Below are 26,260 nucleotides of genomic sequence, written 5' to 3' on the forward strand. Positions count from 1 at the left end.
CTCCTTATTGTGCGGCCACAGGCTGCGGCACGATCGGCCGGTCAGCACTTGCGTCATGCGGGGTGTCACCCATGGGCGCCTCTTCACGCAGGCGTCCGGCGATGGTCATCCAGATGTTATAGGCCATTAGGATCGCGCCCGAGAGATAGAGCAGGCCGCCAAAGGCACGCATCAGATACATCGGGTGCAGCGCAGCGACGGTGTCGATGAAGCTGTTCACCAGATAGCCGTCCGAGCCATATTCCCGCCACATCAGGCCCTGAGTAATCCCGGCCACCCACATGCTGGCGGCGTAGAAAACGATGCCCAGAGTGGCGAGCCAGAAGTGCCAGTTGATCATCCGCAGCGAATACATCCGCTCACGCTTCCACAGACGCGGGGCGAGGAAGTAGACGCAGGCGAAGGTAATCATGCCGTTCCACCCCAGCGCGCCGGAATGGACGTGGCCGATGGTCCAATCGGTGTAGTGCGACAGGCTGTTCACCGCCTTCACCGAGAGCATCGGGCCTTCGAACGTGCTCATGCCGTAGAAGGCCAGCGCCATCACCATCATGCGGATGATCGGATCGGTGCGCACCTTGTCCCATGCGCCGTTCAGCGTCATCAGGCCGTTGATCATGCCGCCCCAGCTCGGCATCCACAGCATGATCGAAAAGACCATGCCCAGCGTCTGCGCCCAGTCGGGCAGCGCGGTGTAGTGCAGATGGTGCGGGCCAGCCCAGATGTAGAGGAAGATCAGCGACCAGAAGTGGATGATCGACAGGCGGTAGGAATAGACCGGCCGCCCGGCCTGCTTCGGCACGAAGTAATACATCATGGCGAGGAAGCCTGCGGTGAGGAAAAAGCCCACCGCATTGTGGCCATACCACCACTGGGTCAGCGCGTCCTGCACCCCGGCAAAGGCGGAATAGCTGCGCGAACCCAGCAGATCGACCGGCATCGCCAGATTGTTCACCACGTGCAGCATGGCAACGGTGATGATGAAAGCGAGGTAGAACCAGTTCGCCACATAGATATGCGGTTCATTGCGGCGCAGCAGCGTGCCCACGAAGACCGCGAGATAGGCAAGCCAAACGATGGTCAGCCACAGATCGACATACCATTCGGGCTCGGCATATTCGCGCGACTGGGTAACGCCCATCAAATAGCCGGTTGCCGCCAGCACGATGAACAGCTGGTATCCCCAAAACACGAAACGCGCCGTGCCCGGCAGCGCCAGCGTGGTGCGGCAGGTGCGCTGCACGACGTAGAAGCTCGTCGCCAGCAAGGCATTGCCGCCAAACGCGAAAATCACCGCGCTGGTATGCAGCGGGCGGACGCGTCCGAAATTGAGATAGGGTTCGAAGTTCAGCTCGGGGAATGCCAGCTGCAAGGCGATAAACAGGCCCGCCAGCAGACCTGCCAGCCCCCAGAACATCGTGGCGATCACGCCCCAGCGCACAACGTCATCATCATACACCGTATCGCCCGGAGGCAATTTGAAGATGCTCTGCGCTTTGGACAGCGGGTTGTAACGCCCCACCGTCATCAGCAGCAAAAACGCCGCGACCGCAGCGATAATGCCCATGTGAATAGCGAAGCCGGTATCTTGCGCACCGGCTATTGCGGCAATGGCAAGGAGCAGGACTACCGCCCAGATCCCAGCCCGTCCCAATGTTGCTTCCATGATAATGATCCCTTTCACGCTCGCCCTTACGGCGCGGCAAAATGAGTGTATTTGATCTCGATCAAATCCTGTTTGGATAGGAAAAAAGTCTAAGGCGGGTTGCCGGTTTGGCGGCTCAGGTGCCGAGCAGGCGCACCAGCGAGCGGCCTTCGGTCTCGATCACGCCTGCATCGCGCAGGGCGGCAAACTGGCGGCTGACGGTTTCTATAGTGAGGCCCAAATGGTCGGCGATTTCGCGGCGGCTCATCGGCAGGCTGAACTCGCACGGCCCCTTGCTCCAGCCGGTGATCTTCACCGCCATGGCGCGCAGGAATTCCTCCAGCCGCTCGCTGGCAGACGCGCTGGCGAGGCGGATCATGCCCGACCGCCCGGCGTCCACCGCCTGGAACGCGCGCGCCAGCACAATGCGCAGCATGGCCGAATCGCCCGCTGCGATATTGAGCAGCGCATGGGTCGGAAAAATCAGGCATTCCAACGGGGTAAGCGCTGCGAGATGCGCCTGCGCGTCGGGCCTGCGGAGCACGGGCACGAAATCGCCGGGGAAGTGGAAGGACAGCACCTGGCCATGCGCGCCATCTTTGCGTTGGCTGCCCGAACAGCTGCACGCGCACGGCTTCACCTGCACTTCCAGCTTGGCCGCGCCTTTCAGGATAAAGACCATGCGATCCTGTTCGGGATCGACGGGAAGGTACTGCTTCGCCGCCAGCGAGACCCGCCCGGCAATCGCCAGAAGATGTTCGAACGAACCGGCGCACGCCCCGCCCTGCGCCAGCGTGCTGCGCAGCAATTCCTCGTCGAACGAGACCGGAGATAGCGAAAGCGTAGCCATGATCGGGTGCGGCAATGCCTCTTGTTGCGAGGCCTGTCTTTGACACCGATCAAAGCGCAAATGCTTTGATCAGGATCAATGAAACCCGCCGCGAAGCACGCAATAGCGGCGCGTGGCAGCAAAAACCCTTGGCCGCACAGGGCGGCCACTGTTGCCAACAGGAATTTGCAATGAAGTATCTCATCCTCTCCGCCGCCACCGTGCTGGCTGCGCTGTCAGCACCTGCCGCTGCGCAGGATCGCGCAGGCGACATTCAGGTCAAACTGCTGGGCACCGCAGTACTGCCCGACGGATCGATCGATGCGGTCAACCGCGACGATGTCGGCCTGCCCACAGGCACCGATACTGCCGCGAACGACAATTACGTGCCGACGCTGGCAGTCGAGTATTTTGTGACGAACAATGTCTCGATCGAAACCATCGCTGGCACGACGCAGCACGATGTTGACGCGATTTCGGGCTTCCCCGCCGGAACCGAGCTGGTGTCGGACGCGCTGCTGCTGCCCGCCACCGTCACCGCCAAGCTGCATTTCGATCTCGGCGGCGTGAAACCCTATGTCGGCGCAGGCACGGCCTATTTCATCTGGCTGAGCGATGATCCGGGCGCGGCGACCATTCCGCTGGGCGTCACCGAAACCAATCTGTCGGACGAATTCGGCTTCGCGCTGCAAGCCGGTATCGATGTGCCGCTGGGCGATAACGGTTTCGGCTTCTCGATCGATGCCAAGCGCTACTTCATCGGCACCACAGCCGAATGGCTGGTGGGCGGCACGCAGGTTATCGAAACCGAACACGCGCTCGACCCGTGGGTGGTCAGCGCGGGCGTCAGCTTCCGCTTCTGAGGCCGGATGGTGACAACATCCCCCACCCCGCCGCCAGTGACCTACACCGTCGCGGACGATCTCTCTCCCGAAGATCTGCGCGCAGCACTGGTGGCGGGGTGGCGGGATTTTGTCGCCCACCCGAAATTCGGCCTCTTCTTCGGCGCGATCTTTGCCTTTGGCGGGATCGCGCTGTTTTTTATCCTGACCAACCGCAGCGGGATCACCTGGCTGATCCCCGTGATTGCAGGCTTCCCGCTGATCGCGCCCTTCGTCGCCGTGGGCCTTTACGAAGTCAGCCGCCGCCGCGAGCTGGGCTTGCCGATGGGCTGGAGCAAAATCCTCGGCGCCTTACGCGGGCATGGCGACGAGCAGATCATCAGCATGGGGGTGATTATCTTTGTCGCCTTTTCCTTCTGGGTCATCATCGCGCATCTGGTGTTCTCGGTCTTCGCCGCGCAATACGGGTCGGGCGCTGAATCGATAGACTTCTTCTTCACGGCCACCGGGCTCACGATGCTGGGTGTGGGCAGCGTGATCGGCGCGATCATCGCCTTTGTCTTTTACGCCATCACGGTGATGAGCCTGCCCATGCTGATCGATCGCGAGGTGGATTTCCTGACCGCGATTTTCGTCAGCCTGCGCGCGATCAAGCACAACACCTTTATTCTGTGCGTCTGGGCCTTTGTCATCGCGATGCTGCTGGCGATTGCGATGGTGCCCGGATTCCTCGGCCTCTTCGTTGCTTTGCCCGTGCTCGGCCACGCGACCTGGCACCTTTATCGCCGCACTGTCACACCGATTGAAGCAGTCTCTAGCCCATATGTCTGAGTGCAGCGGGACACTGGCGGGAGTATAGGGGTATCATGGGACAGGAATTTGCCGAAATTGCCCGCTTCCTCGGCAGCGCCGCGCCGTTCAACCTGCTCGGCGAAGAGGTGCTGGCGCGCATTTCGCGGCAAGTCACCATCACCTATTTCCCCGCCGGCGAAACGGTGCTTTCCGCAGGCGAGATCAACAACCGGCTGATGATCGTGCGATCGGGCGCGGTCGAATTGCGGCTGGCGGGGGAGGAACTTACCGCCCGCCTCGAACCCGGCAGCGCCTTTGCCTACCCTTCGATCCTGCGCGGCGGCGAAGTGCGCAACACCGCCATCGCGATGGAAGACACGCTGCTGTACCAGCTCTCCGGCGCGCTGTTTCTCAAGCTGCGCAAGGATCACAAGCGCTTCCGCGAATATTTCGTCGAGGATGAGGCCGACCGCATCCGCCACGCGCTGCGCCGCCGCGAAAGCGGCGCGCAGGGGATGTTCGATACGACACAGGTCGATAGCCTGCTGCGCCGCAGCGGGCCGGTCGTCTGCTCCCCGCAGCAAACAATCCGCGAGGCCGCACAGATCATGCGCGAACGCGATGTCAGCACGCTGGCGGTATGCGACGATACGGGATTGGTCGGCATTCTCAGCGACAAGGATTTGCGCAACCGCGTGGTCGCGGCGGGCGTGTCTGGCGATCACGCAGTGCGCGAGGTGATGACACCCCGCCCGAAGACGCTCCCCACCGATGCTAGCGTTGCCGAAGCCATGGCGCTGATGGCCGCAGGCGGTTTCCGCCATGTGCCGCTGATTGCAGCCGATGGCGCGCTGGCGGGGGTAATCAGCTCGAGCGACATCCTCGCCTTTCTCGGCAGCAATGCCATTGATGCAGGGCTGGCGATTGCCCGCGCGGACAGCCCCGCCGCTCTGGTCGCCGCAGCGGCGCGCATTCCCGAGAGCTTCGTTCGCATGGAGCATCAGGGGCTTGGCCCTGCGCATATCATGCGCTTCGTCTCCGCTTTGGGCGAGGCCGCGCATCGCCGCGCGGCGCAATTGGCGGAGGCCGAACTGGGCAAGCCGCCTGTCCCCTATGCGCTGGTCGTCTTCGGCTCGCTCGCCCGCGAAGAGCAGCTGGTCGGATCGGATCAGGACAATGGGCTGGTGATCGACGATACTATGGCAGAAGGCGATGCCGCCTATTTCGCGCAATTGGGTGGCCGCATCTCCGACCTGCTCAATGATTGCGGCTTCGTCTATTGCAACGGCGGGATCATGGCCAAAGAAGCCGCGCAGCGGCTCACTGCGGGCGAATGGCAGCGGCGCTATACCGACTGGATCGAGCGGCCCGATGAAGACAAGATTCTGCGCGCCACCATCTTCTTCGATATGAGCTGCGTGCATGGCGAGGCCGCGCTCGTCGATAGTCTGCGCGAAAATGTGCTGCAACGCGCCGCCGCCTCCTCGATCTTCGCCAGCTATCTCGCCCGCGATGCGCAGCGCAGCAAAGTGCCCTTGGGCTTTTTCCGCAATCTGGTGCTGGAAAGCACGGCGGATGGCGAGAAGGTGTTCGATGTGAAAGCGCAAGCGGTGATGCCGGTGATCGACATCGCCCGCACCACCGCGCTTGCGCATGGCATTAGCGCTGTCGGCACTGCCGACCGGCTCGACGCGATTGTCCGCGCGGGCAAAATGGCGAGTGGCGACGCGCAAAGCCTGAAGGATGCGATGGTGCTGGTGAACGATTTGCGCATCCGCCATCAGGCCCAGCTGCTGGCGGCAGGCAAGGCGCCCGAAAATGCGATTGCCCCCGCCACTCTCTCCCCGCTGGAGCGCGACCATCTGAAGGACGCTTTCGCCGTTATTCGCGGCGCGCTCGATTCACTGCGGCGCAACCTAGCCGGGGGGATTGCGTGAGATGTTCGCCCGGCTGCGCTTTGCGCATGATCTGCGCCGCTTGGGCAAGGCGGAGGAGCCCGTGCTGGCCCGCTATGCCGCCGCAGAATGGCCCGAGGCCGGGACGCCAGTGCGCGATGCGCCGCTGCTCGCACTCGATTTCGAGCTCGACGGGCTGAAACGCGGCGCGCATCTGCTGCAAGCAGGCTGGACGCGCTTCACCCCCCGGGCGATCCCGCTGGAACACGCGCAGGTGCACGATATCCGCAGCAATGCAGCGCTCGACCGGCAGGCGGTGACGATCCACGGCATCGGCGGACAGCGCGCCTCGGAGGGCGCCCGTCTGAGGGAAGTCATTGCTGCACTGATCGCTGATCTGGCAGGCCGCGTGTTGGTGGCACATGGCGCTTCGATAGAAGTCGAGGCGCTGCAAGGCGCGGCCAAGGCGCTTTACGGCGCGCGCCTGCCCATTCGCAGCATCTGCACGCTTATGCTGGAACGCCATCTTGCGCCCAATCTGGCGGGCGATGGCGCGTATCGCCTTGGTGCAGCGCGGGCGCGCTATGGCTTGCCTGCCTATGACGCGCATGACGCGCTGGGCGATGCCATCGCTGCCGCCGAATTGCTGATGGCACAGCTAACGCGGATGCCGCGCGATACGACATTGGGCAGGCTGGAGGCGCTAGGCTGAGCGACAAACGCCCGCCTATTTTTCCTCGACAATGTCAAAGGTCAGTCCGGCATGGGCCTGTAATCGCGCGATAAGTGCATCACCCATCAGCGTGGCAGGAGTCCAGAAACCGCCGGGAGCATCCGCAGGCACATCGCGCGCCAGACACAGGGCCGCTTGGCTCAGCATTTTCGCGGTCGAGCCGTAGCCCGGATCGCGATCACCCGTCACGCGGCAGCGCAGTCTCTCGCCCTTCGCGGTGGTGCCGAGGAAGGCCATGTCGAACATCCCCTCGCGCTGCTCGGTCTCGCTCGGCCCCTCGCCCGGCTTGGGCAGGAACTTGCCGAGCACCCAGCGCAGCGGCGGGATCGCCAGCCCCGACGTAAACGCACCCAGCCCCATGGCGGTCAGTTTCGCACGGCGCTTCCCGCCGCTGCCTTTGCCCGTCACCATCGCTTCTTCGTAGAGGAAGTTTTGGCCATAGGCCTTGCCGCTCAACGCGTTGGAGCGATGCACGACCTTGGTGTTGATCGAGGCCATGATGAAAGGCGCGAGCCAGCGTTCGAGCCGCGCGTCGTAATCTGCCCCGACACTGCTTTGCCGCGCGGTAAAGCCGTGGTCGGGCGGGCACAGGCTATAAGGGTTCTTGAGCTCGCGGCGCAAAGCCGGGTCGCCCGAGGCTTCCTTCACCAGATTGACCATGCTGGCGATGGTGCCGCCCGAAGCGCCGCCTTTCATCCGCATCACGCGCATATCAATCCGCTCGCACGGCGCGCCAAAGGCTTGCTGCGCGTGGGCTTGGAGGAAATGCACGCCCATGTCGGAGGGGATCGAATCAAAGCCGCAGCAATGGACAATGCGCGCCCCGCTCGCCTTGGCCGCCGCCTCATGCCGCGCCTGCATCCGGCGGATCCAGTGCGGCTCTCCGGTCAGGTCACAATAATGCGTGCCCGATGCCGTGCAGATCTCCACCAGCAGATCGCCGTGGAGCGCGTAGGGGCCGACGGTGGAGACAATCACCGTGCCTTGTGCGCACATCGCTTCGAGCGTCGCCCTGTCAGCCGCATCGGCGACGATCATCGGAATGTCGGACAGCCCGACTGCCGCATTCACCGCTTCCAGCTTGGCTTTCGAGCGCCCCGCAATTGCCCAGCGCACGCCCTCGCCGGCGAAGGTCTCGTGCATATACCGCGTGACGATTTGCCCGACAAAGCTGGTCGCGCCGTAGACGATGATGTCGAAGGGTTTGTCGGTCATAGGGGCACCGATCTAGGACAGGGTCGGCCCTTTGGCCAGTCTCAAGACGCGCGGGCAGCCTCGGCCAGCAGGAGCGCGCCCGTCACCCCGGCATTATCACCCAAGGCAGGCGGCACGATCTTTTGCCGCGCACGGCCCGGCAGATAATTGTTGCCAGCAAGCCTTGCGCTTTCGTCAATCTTGCCGAGCAGGCCGGGGGTTTTTGTAACGCCGCCGCCCAGCACAACCGTCTCCACCGCCGTCAGCGCGAACAGGCTGTGGCACAACTGGCCGAGATAACCCGCAACCCGGTCAACCGCCTCGTGTTCACTGCCGAGGTCGGAGAGCGTTGCCCCCCACCGGTCCAGAATGGCAGGCCCACTCGCCAGCCCTTCAAGACAGTCACCATGGAAGGGGCAAAAGCCGGAGTAGGAAACATCATCCGCAGCGCGCTTGGAATGATAATGGCCCATTTCCGGATGGCCGGCGCCGTGGACCAGTTCTCCGCCCAACACCAGCCCGCCGCCGATCCCCGTGCCGACAGTAACATAGGCCATGCCCGCCGCACCCTGCCCCGCGCCCATGCAGTATTCAGCAAGCGCCGCACCGTTCACATCGGTGTCGAATCCGATAGGAATGCCATACCTGCGCGCAAAATAGCCCGCCAGATCGCAGTGCGACCAGCCGGGCTTGGGCGTATCGAGGATATGGCCCCAGTCGGGGGCGGATTCGTCTAACTGCGCGGGGCCGAACGTGGCAATTCCCAGCGCGCTGAGCCTTCCCTGCGCATCAAACCAGCGCGCGGCCTCGGCCAACGTGTCCTCGGGAGTGAGCGTCGGAATTTCCTGTCGCGCGAGGATGTCGCCGGGCGTGCGGGCCACCGCGAGGACGAATTTCGTGCCTCCCGCCTCAATCGCGCCCAGCAGGCTTTCGTTTTGCATAGCTATTGTCCCTTACCCCACCAGCCGCGAACGGTCGCCATCGAGCGCCAATTGCAGGAACGGCGCAAACGTGCCGCCAAACTGTGCCCGCCGCGCGCTCACATCGGCCCCGTCAACCTTGTTGATTCCCCAGTAATCGACAAAGCTCGTGACCGAAAGATCGGGCAGCACCCACCAGCTATATGCTTGGCGCGGTCGTTCAGGCGGATTGCCGATGACAAGGCCGCTGCCATTGAGCAATGTCCACGGCCCGGCCAGAGAGGCCGCGCGTGCGCCATACAGCCCGGTGGGTGCGGCAATGCCCGGCGCAAAGACCGAGCTCTGGGTAGACCAGAACAGATAGAGCAAGCCGCAATGCGCAACGATATGCGGGCGCTCCAGTTCATTGCTGGTTCCCACCGCATCGATCAGCGGCGGCATCGGCGTGAAGGTACCGTCCGGATTGTCGCTGGCGATGCCGATCACGCCATCATGCAAACCCGGATGACTGGCGGAAGAGCCGGTGAACACGACATAGTCTTTACCGTTCGCATCACGATAATGCGCGGGATCGCGGAAGGCTTTGATCTTGCCGGGTTCGCCATGATTTTCGTTCGCCGGGCGGTAATGCAGGCCATCGGCCGCCACGATCTCTTGCGGAACGGACCATTCGCCGAAATCGCCATCGGGCTGCATGGCAGCGCGCGTTGCATAGATGGTCTGATGAAAGGTCAGCGTATCGTCCCCGCGCCGTCCGGCAGCGGTGAAGAACAATGTCACTGTTCCAGCCTCAAACAGGGCCGAGCCTGACCATTCGCGGGCGCCGGGAGAAAGCGCGGGAGGCAAAACGGCGGAGAGGTGGGCAAAACCGCTCCACGTCCGGTGGAAACTGTGGATGCGCGCGAGGTGATGGCGCGCCTCGGGATCGCCCCCGCGCGGTGCAGCGAGCGCGAACCACAATTCGCCGCCGCGCCAAGGCACTGGCTGGCCCGCCGCATCGGCCAGCGGCCACGCATCCCATATGTCGAGTTCGGGCGAAACAAACTGCACATCAGCCGCGTCAAGCTCCGGTGCCTGATTTGCCTCGCTTAAGCGCAAAGCGAGGAGCGCTTCGGCAGGCCACTTGCTCGCCGCTGCATCGGCTTCACGAATGGATTGCACGGGCGCGGACATCAGTTCTGCTTTTCCCATGAGATCGAGGTTACACGATCAGACGATGATCGAACAATCGATCCACGTATAATCGTTGCAAGAAAAGGGTTTGGGCGGCGGACACGGGAGAGTTGTCCGCCACCCATTGCGACCCGCATCAGCAGATCAGAAATCGATCCGGACCGAAGCGGAAATCGTGCGGCCAGCGATCGAACGGGCGCGGACGATGCCATTGCCCGGGATCGAACCTTCCTCCGCCTCGGTGTAGCCGACGCTATCGAACAGGTTGTTGGCGTTGATTGCCAGTTCCAGCCGATCAAGCGGGCGCACCGCCAGGAAGGCGTTCACCTGATTGTAGGCGGGCAACACCAGATCGTTATTGTCCTGCGTGAAGCTTTCCGTCGTGCCGACAAGGTTGGCACCGACAGTAAAGAAGTCATCCTCATACTGTGCGGTAGCCTGATAGACGAAATCGGCCTGGCGGCGCGGCGTGTTGCCGATGATCGATGGATTGTTGGCATCGACGATTTCGGAATCGGTCCACGTCAAACCGGCATTGAGCGAGAACGGGCCGACCGAATATCCGCCTTCCAGCTCCAAACCAATCGCTTCGTATTCGTTGTCGGTCAGTTCGAGCGGCGCAATTTCCACGTTGGTTTCAGCGGTCTGGGCGTAGAACAGTGTGGCATAGAGCCGCAGCGCATCGCCCTGATACTTCAGACCACCTTCCAGCTGGTTCACATTGGCGATCACGCCTTCGTCCCCGCCCGACAGGCTGCCGTCGGTGGTGCTAACCGCTGGGGCGAACAGGCTACGGTCAGCCGTGTGACGGCCGCCCTGGCTGTAACGCGCAAAGGCCGAGAAATCATTGGTCAGCAGATAGTTGGCGCCCAGCGAGAACGACACAAAGTCGTAATCGTAATTGACCGGGCGGGCATTGTTCAGCGGCAACACGGCGGTGTTCGCCTCTGCTGCGTCAATCGTGCCGTTATTGTCGAAATCGAACGAGGTGATGCCGCTCCCGAAGCCGCTATCGCTGCCGGTGATGGTGCCATCAGCCGAGCCGAAATCATAGCGGATGCTACCATCCAGCGTTAGCGCGCCGAGTTCGAGTGACAGCGATGCAAACGGGGCGAAGGTGTTGTAATTGATGTCGTAATTCCGGCGGCAGCAATTACCGAAGAAGCTGGCACTGAAACCAACGGTGCCATTCTGGGTGACCAGATTTCCACCCGCATCGCGGATATTGACCAGCACCGAATTGCCGTCGCCTTCCACCGTTTGCACGAAGGAAGTCCACAGCCAGTCGGTGTTCACTTCCTGCCGCGAGCCGTAGAAGCCGGCAAGGAACGTCGCCGAACCGCCGCCGAAATCGAAGTCGCGCGAAATGCGCAGATCATTCGAGATATTGTCGAGGCTGTTGAGGCGGGTGTTGAACAACACCACATTGGTGAGCAAGCCATTGCCACCAATGCTTGCCGCATTGGCCACTGCTCCCGAATTCGGGCCGCTGGCGAACTCGATGGTCGAGCCCGCACCGCCAATGCCATTTGCAATGGATTGCGCGCTGCCAGCACTGGCGGGGAACGGGGAGACGAAGCTGCCCGAATTGTCGGCAAAGCGGAACCGCTCGGTCAGCACCCAGCCATCGGCAAATTCGACTTCGGCTTCAAGCCCGAACGCTGCCGACTGGACCGAGAGGCCGTCGTGCAGATTGAACGTGGTCGGGTTGTTGTCCCCGTCCAGCGTTGTCGCGGTGGTGATGTAGCGACTGTAGAGCGAATCCGAACGCGGATCGAAATTGGCAATGCCTTGATATTCGGGATCGGCACCCGTGCCGCCTACAAATACCGGCTGCGGCAGGATCGTGGGCGTGCTGTCATCCAGATATTTGCCGTAAATGCGGATGTAGCCGCCTTCGAATTCCTGCGTGAAATTAGCGCGGATCTGGCCACCATTGTTGCCATTATAGCCGGTATCGCGATTGCCTTCGCCGGTGCGATAGAAGCCGCCGATGTGGAAATAGCTGTCGTCCGTCAGGCTGGCGCCGTAGTTGAAATCGAGCCGATAGGTCTCGAAATCGACACCGAGCGTTGCAGCAATGGCACCGCCTTCGCGTTCGCCCGTGTTCGAGATGAAGTTGATAACCCCGCCCGGTGCGTTGGAAGCGAAGGTAGAGGCAGAGCCGCCCCGAACCGCTTCGACGCGGCCCACGCTTCGGTCTGCGCGCAAGAAATTGTCGGCATTGCCGAAAATGATATCGCCGAATTCGAGCACGGGCAGCCCGTCTTCCTGCAATTGCAGGTAACGCGCACCGCCGGTGGACACAGGGATACCGCGAACAGCAATGTTGGCATTGCCTTCGCCGCCCGACGCTTCGGAACGGATGCCGGGGATTTGCCGGATCAGGTCTGCCGAGGAGCTTGGATTGACGTTGGCGATCGCATCCGCATCGATGACGCTGAGCGAGACCGAAGTCTCCAACTCGTTGCCACCGCGGGCTACGGCGGTGACGAAAATGACATTCTCTTCGGTGTCAGGGTCTTCCGCCCCAGCAGCGTTATCCTGCGCAAAGGCGGGTGTCGAAAAGGCCGAAAGCGCGACGCCAAAGGCCAAAGCATGGCTGAATTTCATTTCTCAAGCTCCTCATCCAAACGTCGCAATGGCTTCTTGCGGCCAGCGAGTCGCTATTATGCATAAGGCCGTTGCAAACGATTGCAACAATCATTTTGCAATCGTTTGCAAACAAGCGATCATTGTGTCACAAGATCGCCACACGGTGCCGGAAGAGCGGCCGTTCAAGAGGATGCATAGGATGACGATTGGCGGAAAACCGCGGCTCTCTTTGCTGCGAATCATCGAAATGAACATCGGCTTTTTCGGGCTGCAATTCAGCTTCGGCTTGCAGCAGGCGAACATGGGGCCGATCTATGGATTTCTCGGCGCGGATGAGGCTACCATGCCGCTGCTGTGGCTGGCAGGGCCGATGACGGGGCTGATCATCCAGCCAATCGTCGGCGCGATGAGCGACCGGACAAGTTCGCGCTTTGGCCGCCGCACGCCCTACTTCCTGATCGGCGCAATCATCTGCACGATCTGCCTGTTCCTGATGCCCTATTCCAGCACGCTGTGGATGGCGGCGAGCCTGCTGTGGATACTCGATGCGGGCAACAACATTACGATGGAGCCGTACCGCGCCTATGTGGCGGACCGGTTGCTGCCGGACCAGCGCTCGGTCGGCTTCCTCACCCAAAGCGCTTTTACCGGGCTTGCACAGACGCTCTCCTACCTTGCCCCCACTCTGCTGACGGCGTTTGTCGCGAAGGATGTGCTCGACGATAACGGCATTCCGGTGATCGTGCGCATCGCCTTCGTTATCGGCGCAATTCTTTCCATCAGCACAATCGTCTGGTCGATCTGGCGGGTGCCGGAATTGCCCCTGGAACCCGAGGAACAGGCCGTGGTCGACGCCAAGCCCATGACGGTGCGCGCGACCTTGGGAGAAATCGGCGATGCCATCCGCGATATGCCCAAACCGATGCGGCAATTGGCGCTTGCGATGCTGTGCCAGTGGTACGCCATGTTCGCCTATTGGCAGTACATCACCTTCGCCGTGGGCCGCGCGATCTATGACACGTCCGACGCATCGAGTGCGGCCTTCCGCGATGCAACCTTGACCACGCAGCAAGCAGGCGCTCTGTATAATTTTGTCGCGTTCCTCGGTGCGCTGGCGCTCATCCCGATTGTCGCGCGGATGGGAGCGCGCATTGTCCATGCGGTGTGCCTGGCCGCATCGGGCATCGCCATGCTGCTGATCCCCGGCGTCGAGACCCCGGCCGCACTGTTCGTGTTGATGCTCGGCATCGGCATCGGTTGGGCGGGGATGATGGGCAACACCTATGTGATGCTGGCAGACTCGATCCCGGCAGAACGTAACGGCATTTATATGGGTATTTTCAATATGTTCATCGTGGTGCCGATGCTATTCCAAACGCTCACCATGCCGCTGATGTACAATTCCCTGCTTGGCGGCGATCCGCGCAATGTGCTTTTGCTCGGCGGCGCGCTAATGCTGCTTGGTGCGGTCGCGACGCTGTTTGTCGATGCCGGCCACCGTGTGCCGCGCCAGCAGAAGACAATTGCCGCCTAGGAGGATGATTTCGGTGATCGAGGACGAAAAGCTGGAGATACGGCCCAAGGCCCCTCGCGCGGTTCGCACGCTCACCGATCTGGCGAATATCGCAGGCGTTTCTGCTGGTACTGTATCGCGTGCGCTTGCCGGTAACTCGCTCGTGAACACCAAAACGCGTGACCGCATTCAGGCTCTGGCGCGCGAATACGGGTTCCAGCCCAACCAGATGGCGAGCAAGCTGCGGCGACAGAAAACCGGAGTGATTGGCGTGATCATTCCGCTGGGCCATGATCGACGCCAGCAGATTTCGGACAGTTTTTTTATGACCTTGCTCGGCCATCTGGCGGACGAGCTGACCGAAAAGGGTTACGACCTGATGCTCCGCCGCGTCGTCCCCGAACGCGACGAGGATTGGCTCGACCGGTTCATCGGTTCGGGCATGATCGACGGGGTAATCGTGATCGGCCAGTCCAACCAGTTCGAGCGGATCGAGGAAGTGGCGGACGGATATCTGCCCATGGTCGTATGGGGCAACCATCAGGAAGGGCAGCGGCATTGCGTAGTCGGCGCGGACAACCGGCTTGGCGGGCGGCTCGCCACCGAACGGCTGATCGCAGCAGGTGCCACGCGGATCGCATTTCTGGGCGACACCGCTCCGTTCGAATTTGCCGCCCGCTTCGCCGGGGCACAAGATGTGGCGAGCAGACTCGGCGCCTCGCTCCGCGCCGTTTCCACCCATCTCTCTCCCGAACAGACGCGCAAGGAAATCGCCGGATTCCTCTCCCGCCATCACACCGAAATCGACGGGATCTTTGCCGCGAGCGACAGCATTGCCTTTGCCGCAATGCAAGAATTGCGGCGCCTGCGCATCGCAGTGCCGGACGCAATCAAGCTGGTCGGCTTCGATGATCTGCCCATCGCCAGCCAGACGATCCCGCCGCTGACCACGATCCATCAGGACATTATGGCGGGCGCGCAGGGACTGGTCGAACTGTTGCTGCGGAGATTGAAAGGCGAGGCGACCGAAAGCCTCGTGCTACCACCACGACTGGTGGTCAGAGGAACGGCGTAGAGCCCCGCCTTGGCTCTTGCCTCTTTCCGATGGCAGACCCGCAAATTTTCTGAGCACCACGCTGGCTCTGTCACAAGACGCGATTGTCTTGCGCGCAAAATTCCTACAGTCTTGACCGGAAAAGCAACACGAGAGGAGCAATCGAATGGCAGCGCAGCTTGCTGGCAAAACAGCTATTATCACGGGGGCCGCAAGCGGCATTGGCCTCGCCATTACCCGCCTCTATCTCAGCGAGGGTGCGCGCGTTCTCGCTGTCGATCGTGACAGCTTCGACGGCACCGGTTTGGTTGAAGGCGACGCGCTCGCGTTTCTGGTGGTGGATATCACCGAGGCCGATGCCCCTGCCCGCATTGTCGAAACGGCTTTGGCTCGCTTCTCCAAGTTCGAAATTCTGGTCAACAATGCCGGTGTCTGCCTGCCAGGTACCGTTGAAGACCAGACGATAGACAGCTGGAACCAGACCATAGCCATCAATGTGACGGCCCCCTTCTTGCTCACGAAGGCTGCTATCCCGCATCTGAAAGCGTCCGGCTGGGGCCGCATCATCAATGTGGGTTCGATCATGTCTGACTTTGGCGGGCCGTCTTTGTGTGCCTATGGCACCAGCAAGCATGCGATTGCCGGCTTTACAAAGTCGCTCGCTGCGGACCTTGGCAAATCGAACATCACGGCAAATTACCTTCAGCCCGGTGCCATCATGACACCTTTGGCTGCGCCTGCCATGTCTGACCCAGCGTTCCGCGCGTATTGGGAGGAGAAGGCACCCGTGGGCCGTATCGGCGAGCCCGAGGAAGTCGCTGCCGCCGCGCTCTTCCTTGCCAATGAAAGCGCCAGCTATGTCAACGGCGCGGGCCTGAAAGTCTGCGGCGGGGCGATTTCTCGGTTCTAGCTTTGGTCTGGCTCTCGCAGGGCCAGAGTTCCAAACGCCCACTATGCGAGTGAGCGCACAGCTAGTAAGGTCTACCAGTAGACCTTACTAGCCTTCGCAGCGCCCTGCGCCAGTGCCGCGAGCTTCGCCCAGACGATCTCCGGATCGAGGCTGTTGCTGCCCGCGTGCACCGAGAAACCGCAGTCTACGCCCGCCAGCACCCGCTCGCGGCCGAGCAAATCGGCATAGCGGCCAATGCGCTGGGCGATCAGATCGGGGTGTTCGATGTAAGGGCTTTGCGGCTCGACCATGCCGGGGCAGAGGATCTTGTTGTCAGGCAGCGGGTTGCTTTCGAAAAAGGCGAATTCATGCGCGTGGCGCGGGTTTGCCCCTTCCAGCAGCACGGTCTGCGGCTTCGCGCTCCATACGATGTCCGCAATCTCGCCCAGCGCCACGTCGCAGTGATGCGGCCCGGGATAATTGCCCCAGCACAGATGCATCCGGCATTGCTCTGCCGGAATATTCTGCAACGCATGGTTGAGCGCGGCGATGTTCATGCCGATGCGCTTGCGGAACTCCTCCAGCGAAAGCTCGGTAAACTGCACATGGCGGCCCATGGCGAGATCGGGGCAATCGACCTGCAGCGTGATCCCCGCTGCCGCAATCGTCTCATATTCGTGCCGCAGCCCTTCGGCGAGCGCGAAGACATAGGCCTCGTCGCTCTCGTAATACTGGTTGGGGAAGAACAGCGCGGTGACACCGGGGGACGCGGCGGACATGAATGTGGCATGGCCATCGGCAAGCCGGGACAAGCGTTCGGCATCCTGTCGCGGCGCGTCCATATCAATGACTTCAATCGGCGCGGTGCAGGCAGGGGCGGAACGTTTGGCGCGTCCCTTATTGCCGAAGACTTGCGCCTTTGCGCCGGGATAATCTTCCAGATCCTGGAATTCATACTGCCCCGCCTCACCGCCAAATCCCGACAGGCGATGCTTGATATAGGTGGCGTAGCTGGGCTTCGACATCTCGCCGTCGTTGATGATGTCAACACCGGCTGCTTTCTGTCGATGGACGATATGGGCCGTGGCGCGCTCAACGGCTTCGTCGAAATCGCTTTCGACTATGTCCGCGCCCTCCTCCTTCGCAAAGACGAGGTCGAGCAGATATTCGGGGCGCGGCAGGCTGCCGACATGGGTGGTGAGAAAACGTCCTGCGCTCATGAAAATCGCCCGTGTTTGCGCGGCTCTACGCGCCGCATTTGTTCAAGAAATCACGCACAATGGCGTTGAAAGCTGCGGGATTGTCGCAATTGGCGAGATGGCCTGCTGCGTCCACTTCGCAATGCGAACCGCGCGGCACCGTTCCGGCCAGCGCCTTGGCGCAGGCGCGCCGCCACGGGCTGTCCCCCGTCCCGGTCAAGGCGAGGCAAGGCGTGGACAGATGTGCCAGAACCTCTTTGGGCACGCCGGGCAGAACCGAGGGAGCGAGCAGGTCGCGTCCGTCATACCCCGCCACGATCTGTTCCAGCAGCGCTGCAACTTGCGCATTGGAGCATTGCATCAACGGATGGCGCATCCAGTCGCTGCGCATCTGCTCCCACGTGCCCGCTGCGGCCCATGCCTCATATTGCGCCAGATCAAGTTCTTCGTCCCGCTCCACCAGCGTGGGCAAGGGCGCGCCGGAGACGATCAGGCTGGTCAGCCGCTCCGCATGGCGATGGGCGTAATCGAGCGCGATGGCCGCACCCTGCGACAGCCCCAGCAGCGCAAACCGCTCGAACCCGAAGAAGCTGGCGATGGCGTGAATGTCGTCCGCCTCGCGCGCCAGATCGGGCGGAGCGGTGGAGCGGCCGAAGCCGCGCCGGTCGGGCATCACCAGCAAATGGCTGCGCGAAAGTTCGGCCACTTGCGGCAACCACATCCGCCAATCCAGCGTCCAGCCATGCAGCAGGATGAGCGGTGGCCCCTCCCCCGCCATGGCAATCGGCACGATGCCGTCGCCGACAGCGACTTCACCGTGCCAGACCATGTCCAGCGCGTCGGGCGCAATGGTGGCCATGGCGCCCATCCGGCAGGATCAGGCCGCTTCGGCGGCGCGGAACGGATTGTTGTTTTCGTGATTGCCCGCCAGCCAGCGCGCCAGATCGCCATGCGCATTCGCGCGGCGCTCGGCATCGAGCGGCTCGGCGCGCGGATCGTCATGCGTGAATTCGAGGATCATGCCATTGGGATCGGTGACATAGACCGAACGGCAATAGCCATGTTCGAGCGTGTAGGTCTGCGGCTCAGTGATACCGGCATCGCGGATGCGCTTTTCAATCTCGTCCTGCCCGGCCTTCTCGACATGGAGCGCGACGTGGATGAACGGGCTTGACGGCATTTCCGGCCCGAATTCGGCCTGGTCTTCAGGATCGGCAAACTGGAAAAAGGCCAGGGCGCTGCCGTCGGCCAGCTCGAAGAAGCAGTGGCAATAGGTGCGCTCTTTGCCGAACAGTTCGTCCTTTTCGCAATAGGTCGCCATCAGCGGGAAGCCGAGCACGTCTTCATAAAAGGCGCGGGTCGCTTCCAGATCCTTGGTGACATAGGCGGTGTGGTGAAGACGGTTGGCAAGAATTCTGTCGCTCATGACGGCTTCCTCGTCGGTTGTAATGTTGCAAACAAACTAAGCGCTCTCAGCGCGGAACGGCAGGCAGACTATCACCAGTGATAGCCGCCTGCCATATCCGCCCCGCTAGCCTAGAACTGGTATCCCACTTCCACCCCGTAACGCGCCGGACGCGCTCGGAAAACGAAGCCGCCGGGCGAAAACTCGGCATTATACGTCTCGTCGAACAGGTTCTGCGCGAAGGCGGTGATCGAGACATCATTGAAGCGCAGGCCGGCGCGGGCATCGACGATGTTCACCGGATCGCGCACGGTGGTGTTGAACGGCTCCCACCATGTGCGGCCCGTGCGGCGGAAATCGACACGCAGCAGCGCATCGACAGAGTCGCTGATCGGCCCGTCATACTGCATCCCCAGATTGACCGTGGAGCGCGAGATCTGCGGCGCTTCATTGCCGATCACCGACGGATCGGCAAATTCTTCGATATTGCTGTAGGTCACACCCCATGCGGCGTTCACGTCGAGATCGGGAAGGATTTCCGCCGTCGCTTCCAGTTCGAAACCCTGCAAGCTAACCTCGGGAATATTGCCAAGATTCTGTGTGGAGGATGCGGCCAGGAACACGAAGAAATAGCTGTTTTCCGACGTGGTCGAATAGGCAGCACCGTTCAGGCGGAACGGGCCGAAGTCCGATTTGAAGCCGAGTTCGAACGTGTCGGCGGTTTCGGCTTCGAAAATGTCCCCGACGCCGACAATCCCGTTGGCCACGGCTTCCGCGCCCACGCCCGTCTGGTTGAAACCGCCGGAACGGAAACCGCGGCTGTATCCGCCATACAGCGTCAGCTCGTCGGTCGGCTCATAGGTCAGCGTGATCTTCGGCTGCCAGTCATCGAAAGTGCGCGTGCGCACTTCGCCGCTTTGCGCCTGCGGAACCCCCGGCACCACCGGGAGGAAGGCCTGCGGCGTCAGCGTCGTCTGTTCGCGCCGGTCACGATCATACCGCAGCGAGGCATCGATGCGCAGCTGTTCGGAGATTTCATATCCGGCATTGGCGAACAGCGCCCAGGCGAAATTGCTCTGCCCGTCCGACAGGAAGGTGAATTGCGGGTTCAGCGGATTGGTCGCAGGGGTGCGGAATACCGGGAACACGCCATTCCCTGTGTCCACCATATTGCCGGTGGAGATGAAGCGTTCGGTATCGATCAGATAGCCGCCCACCATCCAGTTGAAGCGGCGCCCGTCATCGGGCGAGGCCAAGCGGATTTCCTGGCTGAACGCCTCCACATCGAGGAACTGCGCCTGGTTGAGATCGAACCCGTTGCCCGCGCCGAAAATGGTCTCGAACAGGTTGAAGAAGAACGAATCTTCAATCGGCAGGAAGTCGAAGGCGTCGCCCGTGAGGATTTCCTCCAGCGTGTCATACGAAGTGACCGAGGTGAAGACGACATTGTCGCCTTCATACTCGGCGCGCAGCGCGACGTTGTAGATATCCCGGTCGTTCTGGCCCGGATTGTTCACCCGCACATCGGCGATGTCGTTCACATCGCCAACGATGTTATAATAGAGGCCCTGCGTGCGCAGCTGGTTCATTGATCCGCGCAGATCGATGGTGAAACGGTCGGTCGGCTCGAACAGCAGACTGCCGCGCAGGCTCAAATCCTGCACCGGATCGGCCTCTTCGCCAAGGAAGGTGTTTTCGATAAAGCCGTCGGTTTCATACCACGAACCCGCCACGCGGAAGAACGCGCCTTCGCCCAGCGGGCCACTCACCCCGCCGCGGAGGAAATAGCCGAAGCCATTGTCGATCCCGGCGGTGATATTGCCTTCGAAATTGCTGGTCGGTTGGCGCGTGGTGATAATAATCGCCCCGCCAATGGCGTTGCGACCATAGAGGCCACCTTGCGGCCCCTTGAGCACTTCGATCTGCTCGATATCGAACAGATCCTGGTTGAATTGCGCGGGGTTTACTTGTTGCACCCCGTCTACAATCACTGCGACCGAAGGCTCGGAATTGCGGTTCTGGGTAATCCCGCGAATGATGACGAAGGCGTTGCCCGCGTTCTGCGTCTCGACGAGATTGACGTTGGGCGTGAGCGCGATGAAGTCACCCGGGCGCTGGATGCCGGCGTTTTCGATCGACTCGGCGGTGAATGCGGTCACCGCGGCAGGCGTATCCTGCAGGCTTTCGTCACGGCGCAGCGCGGTAACGACAATGGTGTTGCCATCGGCTTCGGCCTCTTCGCCGGTCTCCGGATCGGCTTGCTGCGCAGTGGCGGGCACGGCCCACAGGGCGGCAGCGCCAAGCGCGATAAAACTCACAAAAGTAGAGTCCAACCTCTTCATTTCATTCTCTCCCGAACGGGCGCGTGCGCGCGCCTCTGTGGAATCACTCTTCTGGACCGATGCAGCGAATATGAAATTCGTAATGCGAAGTCAACTTCGATATGCGAAAACTATGGTTTGAGCGATGCCTCAAGGGCGGGCCAACGCTTCAGCGCCCCCTCGATCTCGCTCGCCGCACCGCGCAACAGCGGCAGACGGGTGCGCACAAGTTCATCCTGCGAAATGCGGGTCGTGGAGGTGGAACAGTTGATCGCGGCAACGACCTTGCGCTCGCGCCCGTAGATCGGGACAGCCACCGAAACGATGCCGTAATCCAGCTCGTCGAGCGCGGAATCATACCCCCGCTCGGCAATCAGCACGAACCGCTCCTCGATGGCGGCGCGGTCTGTCACTGTGCGTTCGGTGAACCGTTGGTAGGGCGCCTGCGCCAGCAGCCCATCGCGCTCTCCGGCAGGGAGGCTGGCGGCCATGGCTTTGCCGAGCGAGGTCGCATGAAACGGGAAGCGCGTGCCCACATTGGCCGCGAGCCGGAACCGGCGGTCGGTAGAAACGTGCGCGACATATAGGATTTCGTTGCCCGCCAGCACCGCCAGCGAAGCGCTGTCGCCGGTCTGGTCGCGCAAATGCTGCAAAGCCGGATGCACCACCTGCTCGATCTGCATCGACGCGAGGAAGGCCGACCCGATGGTCAGCACCGCCGGCCGCAACAGGAATTTGCGTTCGTGCTGCGCGACATAGCCAAGTTCGAGGAAAGTCTTGAGACAACGCCGGGCCACTGCGGGCGGCAGGCCGGTTTTCACTGCGACTTCGCTGAGGGTCATTTCGGGATCGTCCTCGTCAAACGCCTTCAGCACCCGCATCCCGCGTTCCAGCGTGGACAGAAACTCCGGATCCTTGGTGGCCGGATGTTTTCCCTCAAATCCCATCGTCAGTCCCTCCTGCGCCCGCAAATCTCCGCATCGCCCTCGCCCAGCACGGGCGGGGCAAGCACGGTGTTTGGCCGTTCACCATCGAAGCTGAGCGGCGAGCGGATGGTGCGGAATTCGCCGTGCGGCCCATCCGGATCGCACACTTCGATCCCCAGATGCCGCGCCTGCTCGCTGTCGAGCACTTCTTGCGAGGTGCGCACTGGCGAATTGGGCACTTCCAGCCGCGTCAGTTCGTCGGCCCAATAGGCGCGCGGCTTCGTCGCAAATATCGGTGCCAGGAACGCCACGACATCCTCGTAATGCGCAATCCGCGCCTCGCGGCTTTCGAAGGCAGGCAATTGCAGCATATCAGTCCGCCCCACGGCGCTGGCCAGATTCTCCCAGAATTTGGGCGGTGAAGACATATGCAACGCCAGCCATTGCCCGTCCGCGCATTCGAAGACATAGCTTTGCGATACGTGCGGGCGGCTATACGGCCCCATCACTTCATCAGCGGACAGCAGATGGGTGAAATCGTCGAGATTGAAGTGGCACATCGCCTCGAACATGGACGTCTCGACCGCGCGCCCCTTCCCCGTCGTCCCGCGTTCGTGCAGCGCGGCGAGGATGCCGAGCGCGGTGTAAAACCCCGTCATCGCATCGGCAACCGCCGGGCCAACGACGCGCGGATGTTCGGGATTGACGAACAGGCGGAGGAACCCCGAAGCGGCCTGCGCCACGGTGTCGAAAGCGGGCCGGTCACGGTCGGGGCCGGAACTGCCGAAGCCGGAAATGGAGGCGTAGATCAGCCGCGGATTGATCGCCTGCAAGCGTTCCGCACCGACATTCAGCCGGTCGGCCACGCCGGGGCGGAAATTCTGGATGAAGACATCGGCCGTTTCGACAAGCCGGTCGAGGATCGCAAGATCATCAGGATCCTTGGGATCAATCGTGATCGACCGCTTGTTGCGGTTGTAGGTCTGGAAATGCGGACTGTAGAGGCCGCCTTTGAAACTGCGGAACGGATCGCCCAGGCCGGGCTTTTCAACCTTGATGACTTTGGCGCCCAGATCGGCCAACAGCATCCCAGCGGCAGGCCCGGTGATGAAAGTGCCCATTTCGAGCACTGTGATATCCTGTAGAGGCTTGACCGGCATCCGCGTTTCCCGATTTGACACTTGACTTTGCGGAGGGCATATATTCTTCGCATACCGAAATCAACTTCGTTTAACGAAAAGGAAATCCGCTATGCGCATCGGCAAGCAGGATAACGCCGTCACTTCGATCTGCGCTTCAGATGCTACCAGCATCACCGTGCGCGGCCTTGATCTGTGTAACGAGGTGATCGGAAAAGTCGACTTCACCAGCTATTTCTGGCTGTTGGTAACAGGCACCATGCCCGATGCGCGGCAGAAACTGCTCGCTGACGCTGTCCTGTGCGCGATTGCCGAGCACGGGCTCGTGCCCAGCGTGGTCGCCACGCGCATGACCTACGCCGCCGCGCCCGAAGCCTTCCACGGCGCGGTCGCTGCGGGACTGCTCGGCTGCGGATCGGTGGTTTTGGGCAGCGCCGAGGTCGCAGGCCGCTTCTACGCCGCCTGCATCACGCGCGCGCAGACCGAAGGCCTGAGTTTCGAAGAAGCCGCACGCATCGGCATCACCGAATTGCGCGCGGAGAAGCAGCCCATTCCCGGCTTCGGCCACCCGCAACATTCGGGCGGTGACCCGCGCGCGCATCGCCTGCTCGCCATCGCCGAAGAACAGGGCGCTTCTGCCGACCATGTGCGGATGCTCCGCGCGATCGAGACCGTTCTGCCCGATACCATTGGACGCAGCCTGCCGATCAACGTGAACGGCGCGATCCCCGTGGTGATGCTGGATGCCGGTTTCCCGCTTGCCGCGCTCAAAGGCATATCCCTCCTCGCCCGCACCGCCAGCCTGATCGGCCACCTGCAAGAAGAGACCGAACGCCCCATCGGCTTCATCATGAGTGGCGCTGCGGCCGCGCGGATCGGGTTTGAAACGGATTGAAGCCGGTTGGTTGGCTATCCGGGCAACTGGCCGAACGGCAGCGCTCTTAAGATTGCCGGCGCAAGACCTTTGCAACGCAATGCCGGTGCGGATGACCAGCTAGCGCATCACGCCCAGTATTGGCTCCGAGCTTGAGGGGCGCACGGATAGGGCCGTCTAAACATCTCTCCCTAACCGCAAATGCTAACCAATCAACGCTGCCATGCAGATGCGAGCAGAGATTTCATTGGGATCGTGCGGGCGCGCTGCTAAGGGCCGCCTATGCTTACGATCGACAGCCTCACTGTCCGGCTTGGCGGCCGGCCCATACTTGAACGCGCCAGCGCAACCGTGCCGCAGGGCGCGCGGGTGGGCCTGATCGGTCGCAATGGCGCGGGCAAGTCTACGCTGATGAAGGCACTGATTGGGGAAATCGAGCCCGATGACGGCGAAATTTCCAAGCCGTCGCGCGCCCGGATCGGCTATATCGCACAGCAAGCACCCAGCGGCGCGATGACGCCCGAACAGATCGTGCTGGCGGCAGATAGCGAACGCGAGCAACTGATGGCGGAGGCGGAGACCTGCACCGATCTTGACCGGCTGGGCGAAGTGCACGAGCGGTTGCTGGCCATCGACGCCTACAGCGCTCCGTCGCGCGCGGCGAAAATCCTGAAAGGATTGGGGTTCGACGAGGCCATGCAAAACCGTCCGGTCGATACCTTCTCGGGGGGCTGGAAAATGCGCATTGCGCTGGGCGCGTTGTTGTTCTCCCAGCCCGACATCCTGTTGCTGGATGAACCGTCCAACCACCTCGATCTCGAGGCCACGCTCTGGCTGGAGAACTTCCTCAAGTCCTATCCGGCGACATTGGTCGTGATAAGCCACGAGCGTGACCTGCTGAACAATGTGGTCGATCACATCCTGCATCTGCAGGGCGGGCAGCTGACGCTCTACCCCGGCGGGTATGACTCGTTCGAGCGCCAGCGCGCCGAACGGGCGGCGCAGCTGGCGGCGGCCAAGGCCGCACAGGATGCGCAGCGGGCCAAGTTGCAGGATTACGTCGCCCGCAACAGCGCCCGCGCCTCAACCGCAAAGCAAGCGCAATCGCGCGCCAAGATGCTCGCCAAGATGCAGCCCATCGCCGCGCTGATGGAAGATCCGACGCTTGTGTTCGATTTTCCCGATCCTGCCGAAATGCGCTCGCCCATGATTACGCTTGATGATGCGGCGGTCGGTTATGGCGATGCCCCACGCGTGTTGCAGCGGCTAAATATGCGCATCGACGCCAACGACCGGATTGCCCTGCTGGGGCGCAATGGCAATGGCAAGACCACGCTGGCGCGCCTGCTTGCCGCACAGCTGGCTCCTGCCGAGGGCGAGGTGAATGCGCCCGGCCGGATGAAGGTCGGTTACTTCACCCAATACCAAGTGGAAGAACTGGCGGCCGAAGAAACACCGCTAGAGCTGATGACCCGCGCAATGGATGGCAAAACGCCCGGCGCAGTGCGGGCGCATTTGGGCCGCTTCGGCTTTTCCGGATCGCGCGCCGAAACGAAGACCGAAAAACTGTCTGGCGGGGAAAGGGCACGCTTGGCGCTGGCACTGATCACATATGATGCGCCGCATCTGCTGATCCTCGACGAACCGACCAACCACCTCGATGTGGATGCGCGCGAAGCCCTGATCCATGCGCTTAATGACTATTCGGGCGCGGTCATCCTTATCAGCCACGATCGCCACATGGTCGAACTCACCGCTGACCGGCTGGTGCTGGTCGATGCCGGCACTGCCCGCGAGTATGCCGGGAGCATGGAAGACTATATCGACTTCGTGCTGGGCCGGAACCAGCCGAAGCCTGCCAAGAAGCCCGCCACGCCCAAGCCTGCGCCTGTTAGTAACGATCGTGCGAAGGAAAAGTATCTGCGGTCCGAACTGTCGAAGGCGGAAAAAGCTCTAGCACAGCTCACCATACAAGCGGAGCGCTTGGACCGGGAGATTGCTGATCTCGCCGCGACCCAGCAGGGAGCCGGTGCAAAGCGCCTGGAAACGCTCCTCGCCGACCGCGCGCAATTGTCCGCGCGGATGGCAGAGGCCGAAGCGAAGTGGCTTGCCGCAGGCGAGGCGCTCGAAGGCGCTTCAGCACTCTGAACTGCGGACTGGCGGGCTTCTTGGGACGAGGCATCGCCCTGCCCTAGCTGATTACGCCAATTGCGCCAGCCTTGGCATTTGCTCTTGCAGAGCCCTCCAGAGAACCAGCGACGCCCCACGGCAGTGCGGCGTCTCTGTATGGCTGCTGCCAACCACTCGGCCTAAGCACAACGA

The 26,260-nt window shown here is 62.0% G+C and carries 21 protein-coding genes; 9 read left to right on the plus strand and 12 right to left on the minus strand.

Annotated features, from left to right (window positions below; genetic code table 11):
• Positions 1 to 4: 4 nt before the first annotated feature.
• Both ccoN and GC121_RS14980 read right to left on the minus strand, forming a co-directional pair.
• Positions 5 to 1,666 (minus strand): cytochrome-c oxidase, cbb3-type subunit I, encoded by a 1,662-nt coding sequence (gene ccoN, locus GC121_RS14975; protein WP_151975478.1) that lies wholly within the window; start codon positions 1,664 to 1,666, stop codon positions 5 to 7.
• 115 nt (positions 1,667 to 1,781) lie between these two features.
• Positions 1,782 to 2,495, minus strand: coding sequence for a Crp/Fnr family transcriptional regulator (locus GC121_RS14980; RefSeq protein WP_151975479.1), 714 nt, complete (start codon positions 2,493 to 2,495; stop codon positions 1,782 to 1,784).
• Positions 2,496 to 2,665: 170 nt separating this feature from the next.
• Between GC121_RS14980 and GC121_RS14985 the strand changes: the two genes are divergently transcribed.
• From GC121_RS14985 to GC121_RS15000, 4 genes are read left to right on the plus strand one after another with little or no spacing between them, the layout of a single operon-like run.
• Positions 2,666 to 3,337, plus strand: a complete 672-nt coding sequence (locus tag GC121_RS14985; RefSeq protein WP_151975480.1) for an OmpW family protein — start codon at positions 2,666 to 2,668, stop codon at positions 3,335 to 3,337.
• A 9-nt stretch (positions 3,338 to 3,346) separates the two neighbouring features.
• The gene (locus GC121_RS14990; RefSeq protein ID WP_234421290.1) at positions 3,347 to 4,147 is read left to right on the plus strand and encodes a DUF2189 domain-containing protein; all 801 of its coding nucleotides are present in this window, start codon (positions 3,347 to 3,349) and stop codon (positions 4,145 to 4,147) included.
• A gap of 35 nt (positions 4,148 to 4,182) precedes the next feature.
• Positions 4,183 to 6,045, plus strand: a complete 1,863-nt coding sequence (locus tag GC121_RS14995) for a putative nucleotidyltransferase substrate binding domain-containing protein (RefSeq protein ID WP_151975482.1) — start codon at positions 4,183 to 4,185, stop codon at positions 6,043 to 6,045.
• A gap of 1 nt (position 6,046) precedes the next feature.
• On the plus strand, positions 6,047 to 6,715 hold the full coding sequence (locus GC121_RS15000; RefSeq protein WP_151975483.1) for an exonuclease domain-containing protein: 669 nt from the start codon (positions 6,047 to 6,049) through the stop codon (positions 6,713 to 6,715).
• Positions 6,716 to 6,730: 15 nt separating this feature from the next.
• On the opposite strand, the gene GC121_RS15005 is transcribed toward GC121_RS15000, so the two are convergent.
• From GC121_RS15005 to GC121_RS15020, 4 genes are all read right to left on the minus strand, one after another.
• A complete protein-coding gene (locus GC121_RS15005) occupies positions 6,731 to 7,951 on the minus strand; it encodes a trans-acting enoyl reductase family protein (RefSeq protein WP_151975484.1) in 1,221 nt (406 codons plus the stop codon).
• A 41-nt stretch (positions 7,952 to 7,992) separates the two neighbouring features.
• Positions 7,993 to 8,871 carry an ROK family protein gene (locus tag GC121_RS15010; protein WP_151975485.1) on the minus strand — a complete coding sequence of 293 codons (879 nt, stop codon included), beginning with the start codon at positions 8,869 to 8,871 and terminating at the stop codon, positions 7,993 to 7,995.
• A gap of 12 nt (positions 8,872 to 8,883) precedes the next feature.
• Entirely contained in the window at positions 8,884 to 10,023 is a 1,140-nt protein-coding gene (locus GC121_RS15015) for a glycoside hydrolase family 68 protein (RefSeq protein ID WP_151975486.1), read from the minus strand.
• 144 nt (positions 10,024 to 10,167) lie between these two features.
• Positions 10,168 to 12,636, minus strand: coding sequence for a TonB-dependent receptor domain-containing protein (locus GC121_RS15020; RefSeq protein ID WP_151975487.1), 2,469 nt, complete (start codon positions 12,634 to 12,636; stop codon positions 10,168 to 10,170).
• A gap of 181 nt (positions 12,637 to 12,817) precedes the next feature.
• Between GC121_RS15020 and GC121_RS15025 the strand changes: the two genes are divergently transcribed.
• The 3 genes from GC121_RS15025 (at position 12,818) to GC121_RS15035 (ending at position 16,095) form a co-directional block, all read left to right on the plus strand.
• Positions 12,818 to 14,152, plus strand: a complete 1,335-nt coding sequence (locus GC121_RS15025) for an MFS transporter (protein ID WP_151975770.1) — start codon at positions 12,818 to 12,820, stop codon at positions 14,150 to 14,152.
• Between the two features lie 4 nt (positions 14,153 to 14,156).
• Positions 14,157 to 15,206 carry a LacI family DNA-binding transcriptional regulator gene (locus tag GC121_RS15030; RefSeq protein ID WP_151975488.1) on the plus strand — a complete coding sequence of 350 codons (1,050 nt, stop codon included), beginning with the start codon at positions 14,157 to 14,159 and terminating at the stop codon, positions 15,204 to 15,206.
• Positions 15,207 to 15,351: 145 nt separating this feature from the next.
• Entirely contained in the window at positions 15,352 to 16,095 is a 744-nt protein-coding gene (locus GC121_RS15035; RefSeq protein WP_151975489.1) for an SDR family NAD(P)-dependent oxidoreductase, read from the plus strand.
• Between the two features lie 71 nt (positions 16,096 to 16,166).
• On the opposite strand, the gene GC121_RS15040 is transcribed toward GC121_RS15035, so the two are convergent.
• From GC121_RS15040 to GC121_RS15065, 6 genes are all read right to left on the minus strand, one after another.
• Complete coding sequence (locus tag GC121_RS15040) at positions 16,167 to 17,294, minus strand: cobalamin-independent methionine synthase II family protein (RefSeq protein ID WP_151975490.1); 1,128 nt, start codon at positions 17,292 to 17,294, stop codon at positions 16,167 to 16,169.
• A gap of 25 nt (positions 17,295 to 17,319) precedes the next feature.
• On the minus strand, positions 17,320 to 18,132 hold the full coding sequence (locus GC121_RS15045; RefSeq protein ID WP_199857896.1) for an alpha/beta fold hydrolase: 813 nt from the start codon (positions 18,130 to 18,132) through the stop codon (positions 17,320 to 17,322).
• 18 nt (positions 18,133 to 18,150) lie between these two features.
• Positions 18,151 to 18,699, minus strand: coding sequence for a VOC family protein (locus tag GC121_RS15050; RefSeq protein WP_151975492.1), 549 nt, complete (start codon positions 18,697 to 18,699; stop codon positions 18,151 to 18,153).
• A 110-nt stretch (positions 18,700 to 18,809) separates the two neighbouring features.
• Positions 18,810 to 20,996, minus strand: a complete 2,187-nt coding sequence (locus tag GC121_RS15055) for a TonB-dependent receptor (protein ID WP_234421291.1) — start codon at positions 20,994 to 20,996, stop codon at positions 18,810 to 18,812.
• 134 nt (positions 20,997 to 21,130) lie between these two features.
• Entirely contained in the window at positions 21,131 to 21,946 is an 816-nt protein-coding gene (locus tag GC121_RS15060; protein WP_151975494.1) for an IclR family transcriptional regulator C-terminal domain-containing protein, read from the minus strand.
• A gap of 2 nt (positions 21,947 to 21,948) precedes the next feature.
• Positions 21,949 to 23,085, minus strand: coding sequence for a CaiB/BaiF CoA-transferase family protein (locus tag GC121_RS15065; protein ID WP_151975495.1), 1,137 nt, complete (start codon positions 23,083 to 23,085; stop codon positions 21,949 to 21,951).
• A gap of 91 nt (positions 23,086 to 23,176) precedes the next feature.
• Here GC121_RS15065 and GC121_RS15070 point away from each other — a divergent pair, with 91 nt between their 5' ends.
• Together GC121_RS15070 and GC121_RS15075 are read left to right on the plus strand one after the other, a co-directional pair.
• Positions 23,177 to 23,959, plus strand: coding sequence for a citryl-CoA lyase (locus GC121_RS15070; RefSeq protein WP_151975496.1), 783 nt, complete (start codon positions 23,177 to 23,179; stop codon positions 23,957 to 23,959).
• A gap of 261 nt (positions 23,960 to 24,220) precedes the next feature.
• Positions 24,221 to 26,086: an ABC-F family ATP-binding cassette domain-containing protein gene (locus GC121_RS15075; RefSeq protein WP_151975497.1), complete on the plus strand. Its 1,866-nt coding sequence runs from the start codon at positions 24,221 to 24,223 to the stop codon at positions 26,084 to 26,086.
• Positions 26,087 to 26,260: the final 174 nt, after the last annotated feature.

It is taken from the genome of Erythrobacter sp. EC-HK427 (assembly GCF_902498745.1).
GTDB lineage: Bacteria > Pseudomonadota > Alphaproteobacteria > Sphingomonadales > Sphingomonadaceae > Alteraurantiacibacter.

Excerpts from the sequence above, each read along its gene's own strand:
- GC121_RS14985 (WP_151975480.1), top strand. The coding sequence starts at position 2,666 with ATGAAGTATCTCATCCTCTCCGCCGCCACCGTGCTGGCTGCGCTGTCA.
- GC121_RS15025 (WP_151975770.1), top strand. The coding sequence starts at position 12,818 with ATGACGATTGGCGGAAAACCGCGGCTCTCTTTGCTGCGAATCATCGAA.
- GC121_RS15000 (WP_151975483.1), top strand. The coding sequence starts at position 6,047 with ATGTTCGCCCGGCTGCGCTTTGCGCATGATCTGCGCCGCTTGGGCAAG.
- GC121_RS15035 (WP_151975489.1), top strand. The coding sequence starts at position 15,352 with ATGGCAGCGCAGCTTGCTGGCAAAACAGCTATTATCACGGGGGCCGCA.
- ccoN (WP_151975478.1), bottom strand. The coding sequence starts at position 1,666 with ATGGAAGCAACATTGGGACGGGCTGGGATCTGGGCGGTAGTCCTGCTC.
- GC121_RS15075 (WP_151975497.1), top strand. The coding sequence starts at position 24,221 with ATGCTTACGATCGACAGCCTCACTGTCCGGCTTGGCGGCCGGCCCATA.
- GC121_RS15005 (WP_151975484.1), bottom strand. The coding sequence starts at position 7,951 with ATGACCGACAAACCCTTCGACATCATCGTCTACGGCGCGACCAGCTTT.
- GC121_RS15050 (WP_151975492.1), bottom strand. The coding sequence starts at position 18,699 with ATGAGCGACAGAATTCTTGCCAACCGTCTTCACCACACCGCCTATGTC.
- GC121_RS14980 (WP_151975479.1), bottom strand. The coding sequence starts at position 2,495 with ATGGCTACGCTTTCGCTATCTCCGGTCTCGTTCGACGAGGAATTGCTG.
- GC121_RS14995 (WP_151975482.1), top strand. The coding sequence starts at position 4,183 with ATGGGACAGGAATTTGCCGAAATTGCCCGCTTCCTCGGCAGCGCCGCG.
- GC121_RS15010 (WP_151975485.1), bottom strand. The coding sequence starts at position 8,871 with ATGCAAAACGAAAGCCTGCTGGGCGCGATTGAGGCGGGAGGCACGAAA.
- GC121_RS15060 (WP_151975494.1), bottom strand. The coding sequence starts at position 21,946 with ATGGGATTTGAGGGAAAACATCCGGCCACCAAGGATCCGGAGTTTCTG.
- GC121_RS15065 (WP_151975495.1), bottom strand. The coding sequence starts at position 23,085 with ATGCCGGTCAAGCCTCTACAGGATATCACAGTGCTCGAAATGGGCACT.
- GC121_RS15015 (WP_151975486.1), bottom strand. The coding sequence starts at position 10,023 with ATGTCCGCGCCCGTGCAATCCATTCGTGAAGCCGATGCAGCGGCGAGC.
- GC121_RS15070 (WP_151975496.1), top strand. The coding sequence starts at position 23,177 with ATGCGCATCGGCAAGCAGGATAACGCCGTCACTTCGATCTGCGCTTCA.
- GC121_RS15045 (WP_199857896.1), bottom strand. The coding sequence starts at position 18,132 with ATGGCCACCATTGCGCCCGACGCGCTGGACATGGTCTGGCACGGTGAA.
- GC121_RS15030 (WP_151975488.1), top strand. The coding sequence starts at position 14,157 with ATGATTTCGGTGATCGAGGACGAAAAGCTGGAGATACGGCCCAAGGCC.
- GC121_RS15040 (WP_151975490.1), bottom strand. The coding sequence starts at position 17,294 with ATGAGCGCAGGACGTTTTCTCACCACCCATGTCGGCAGCCTGCCGCGC.
- GC121_RS15020 (WP_151975487.1), bottom strand. The coding sequence starts at position 12,636 with ATGAAATTCAGCCATGCTTTGGCCTTTGGCGTCGCGCTTTCGGCCTTT.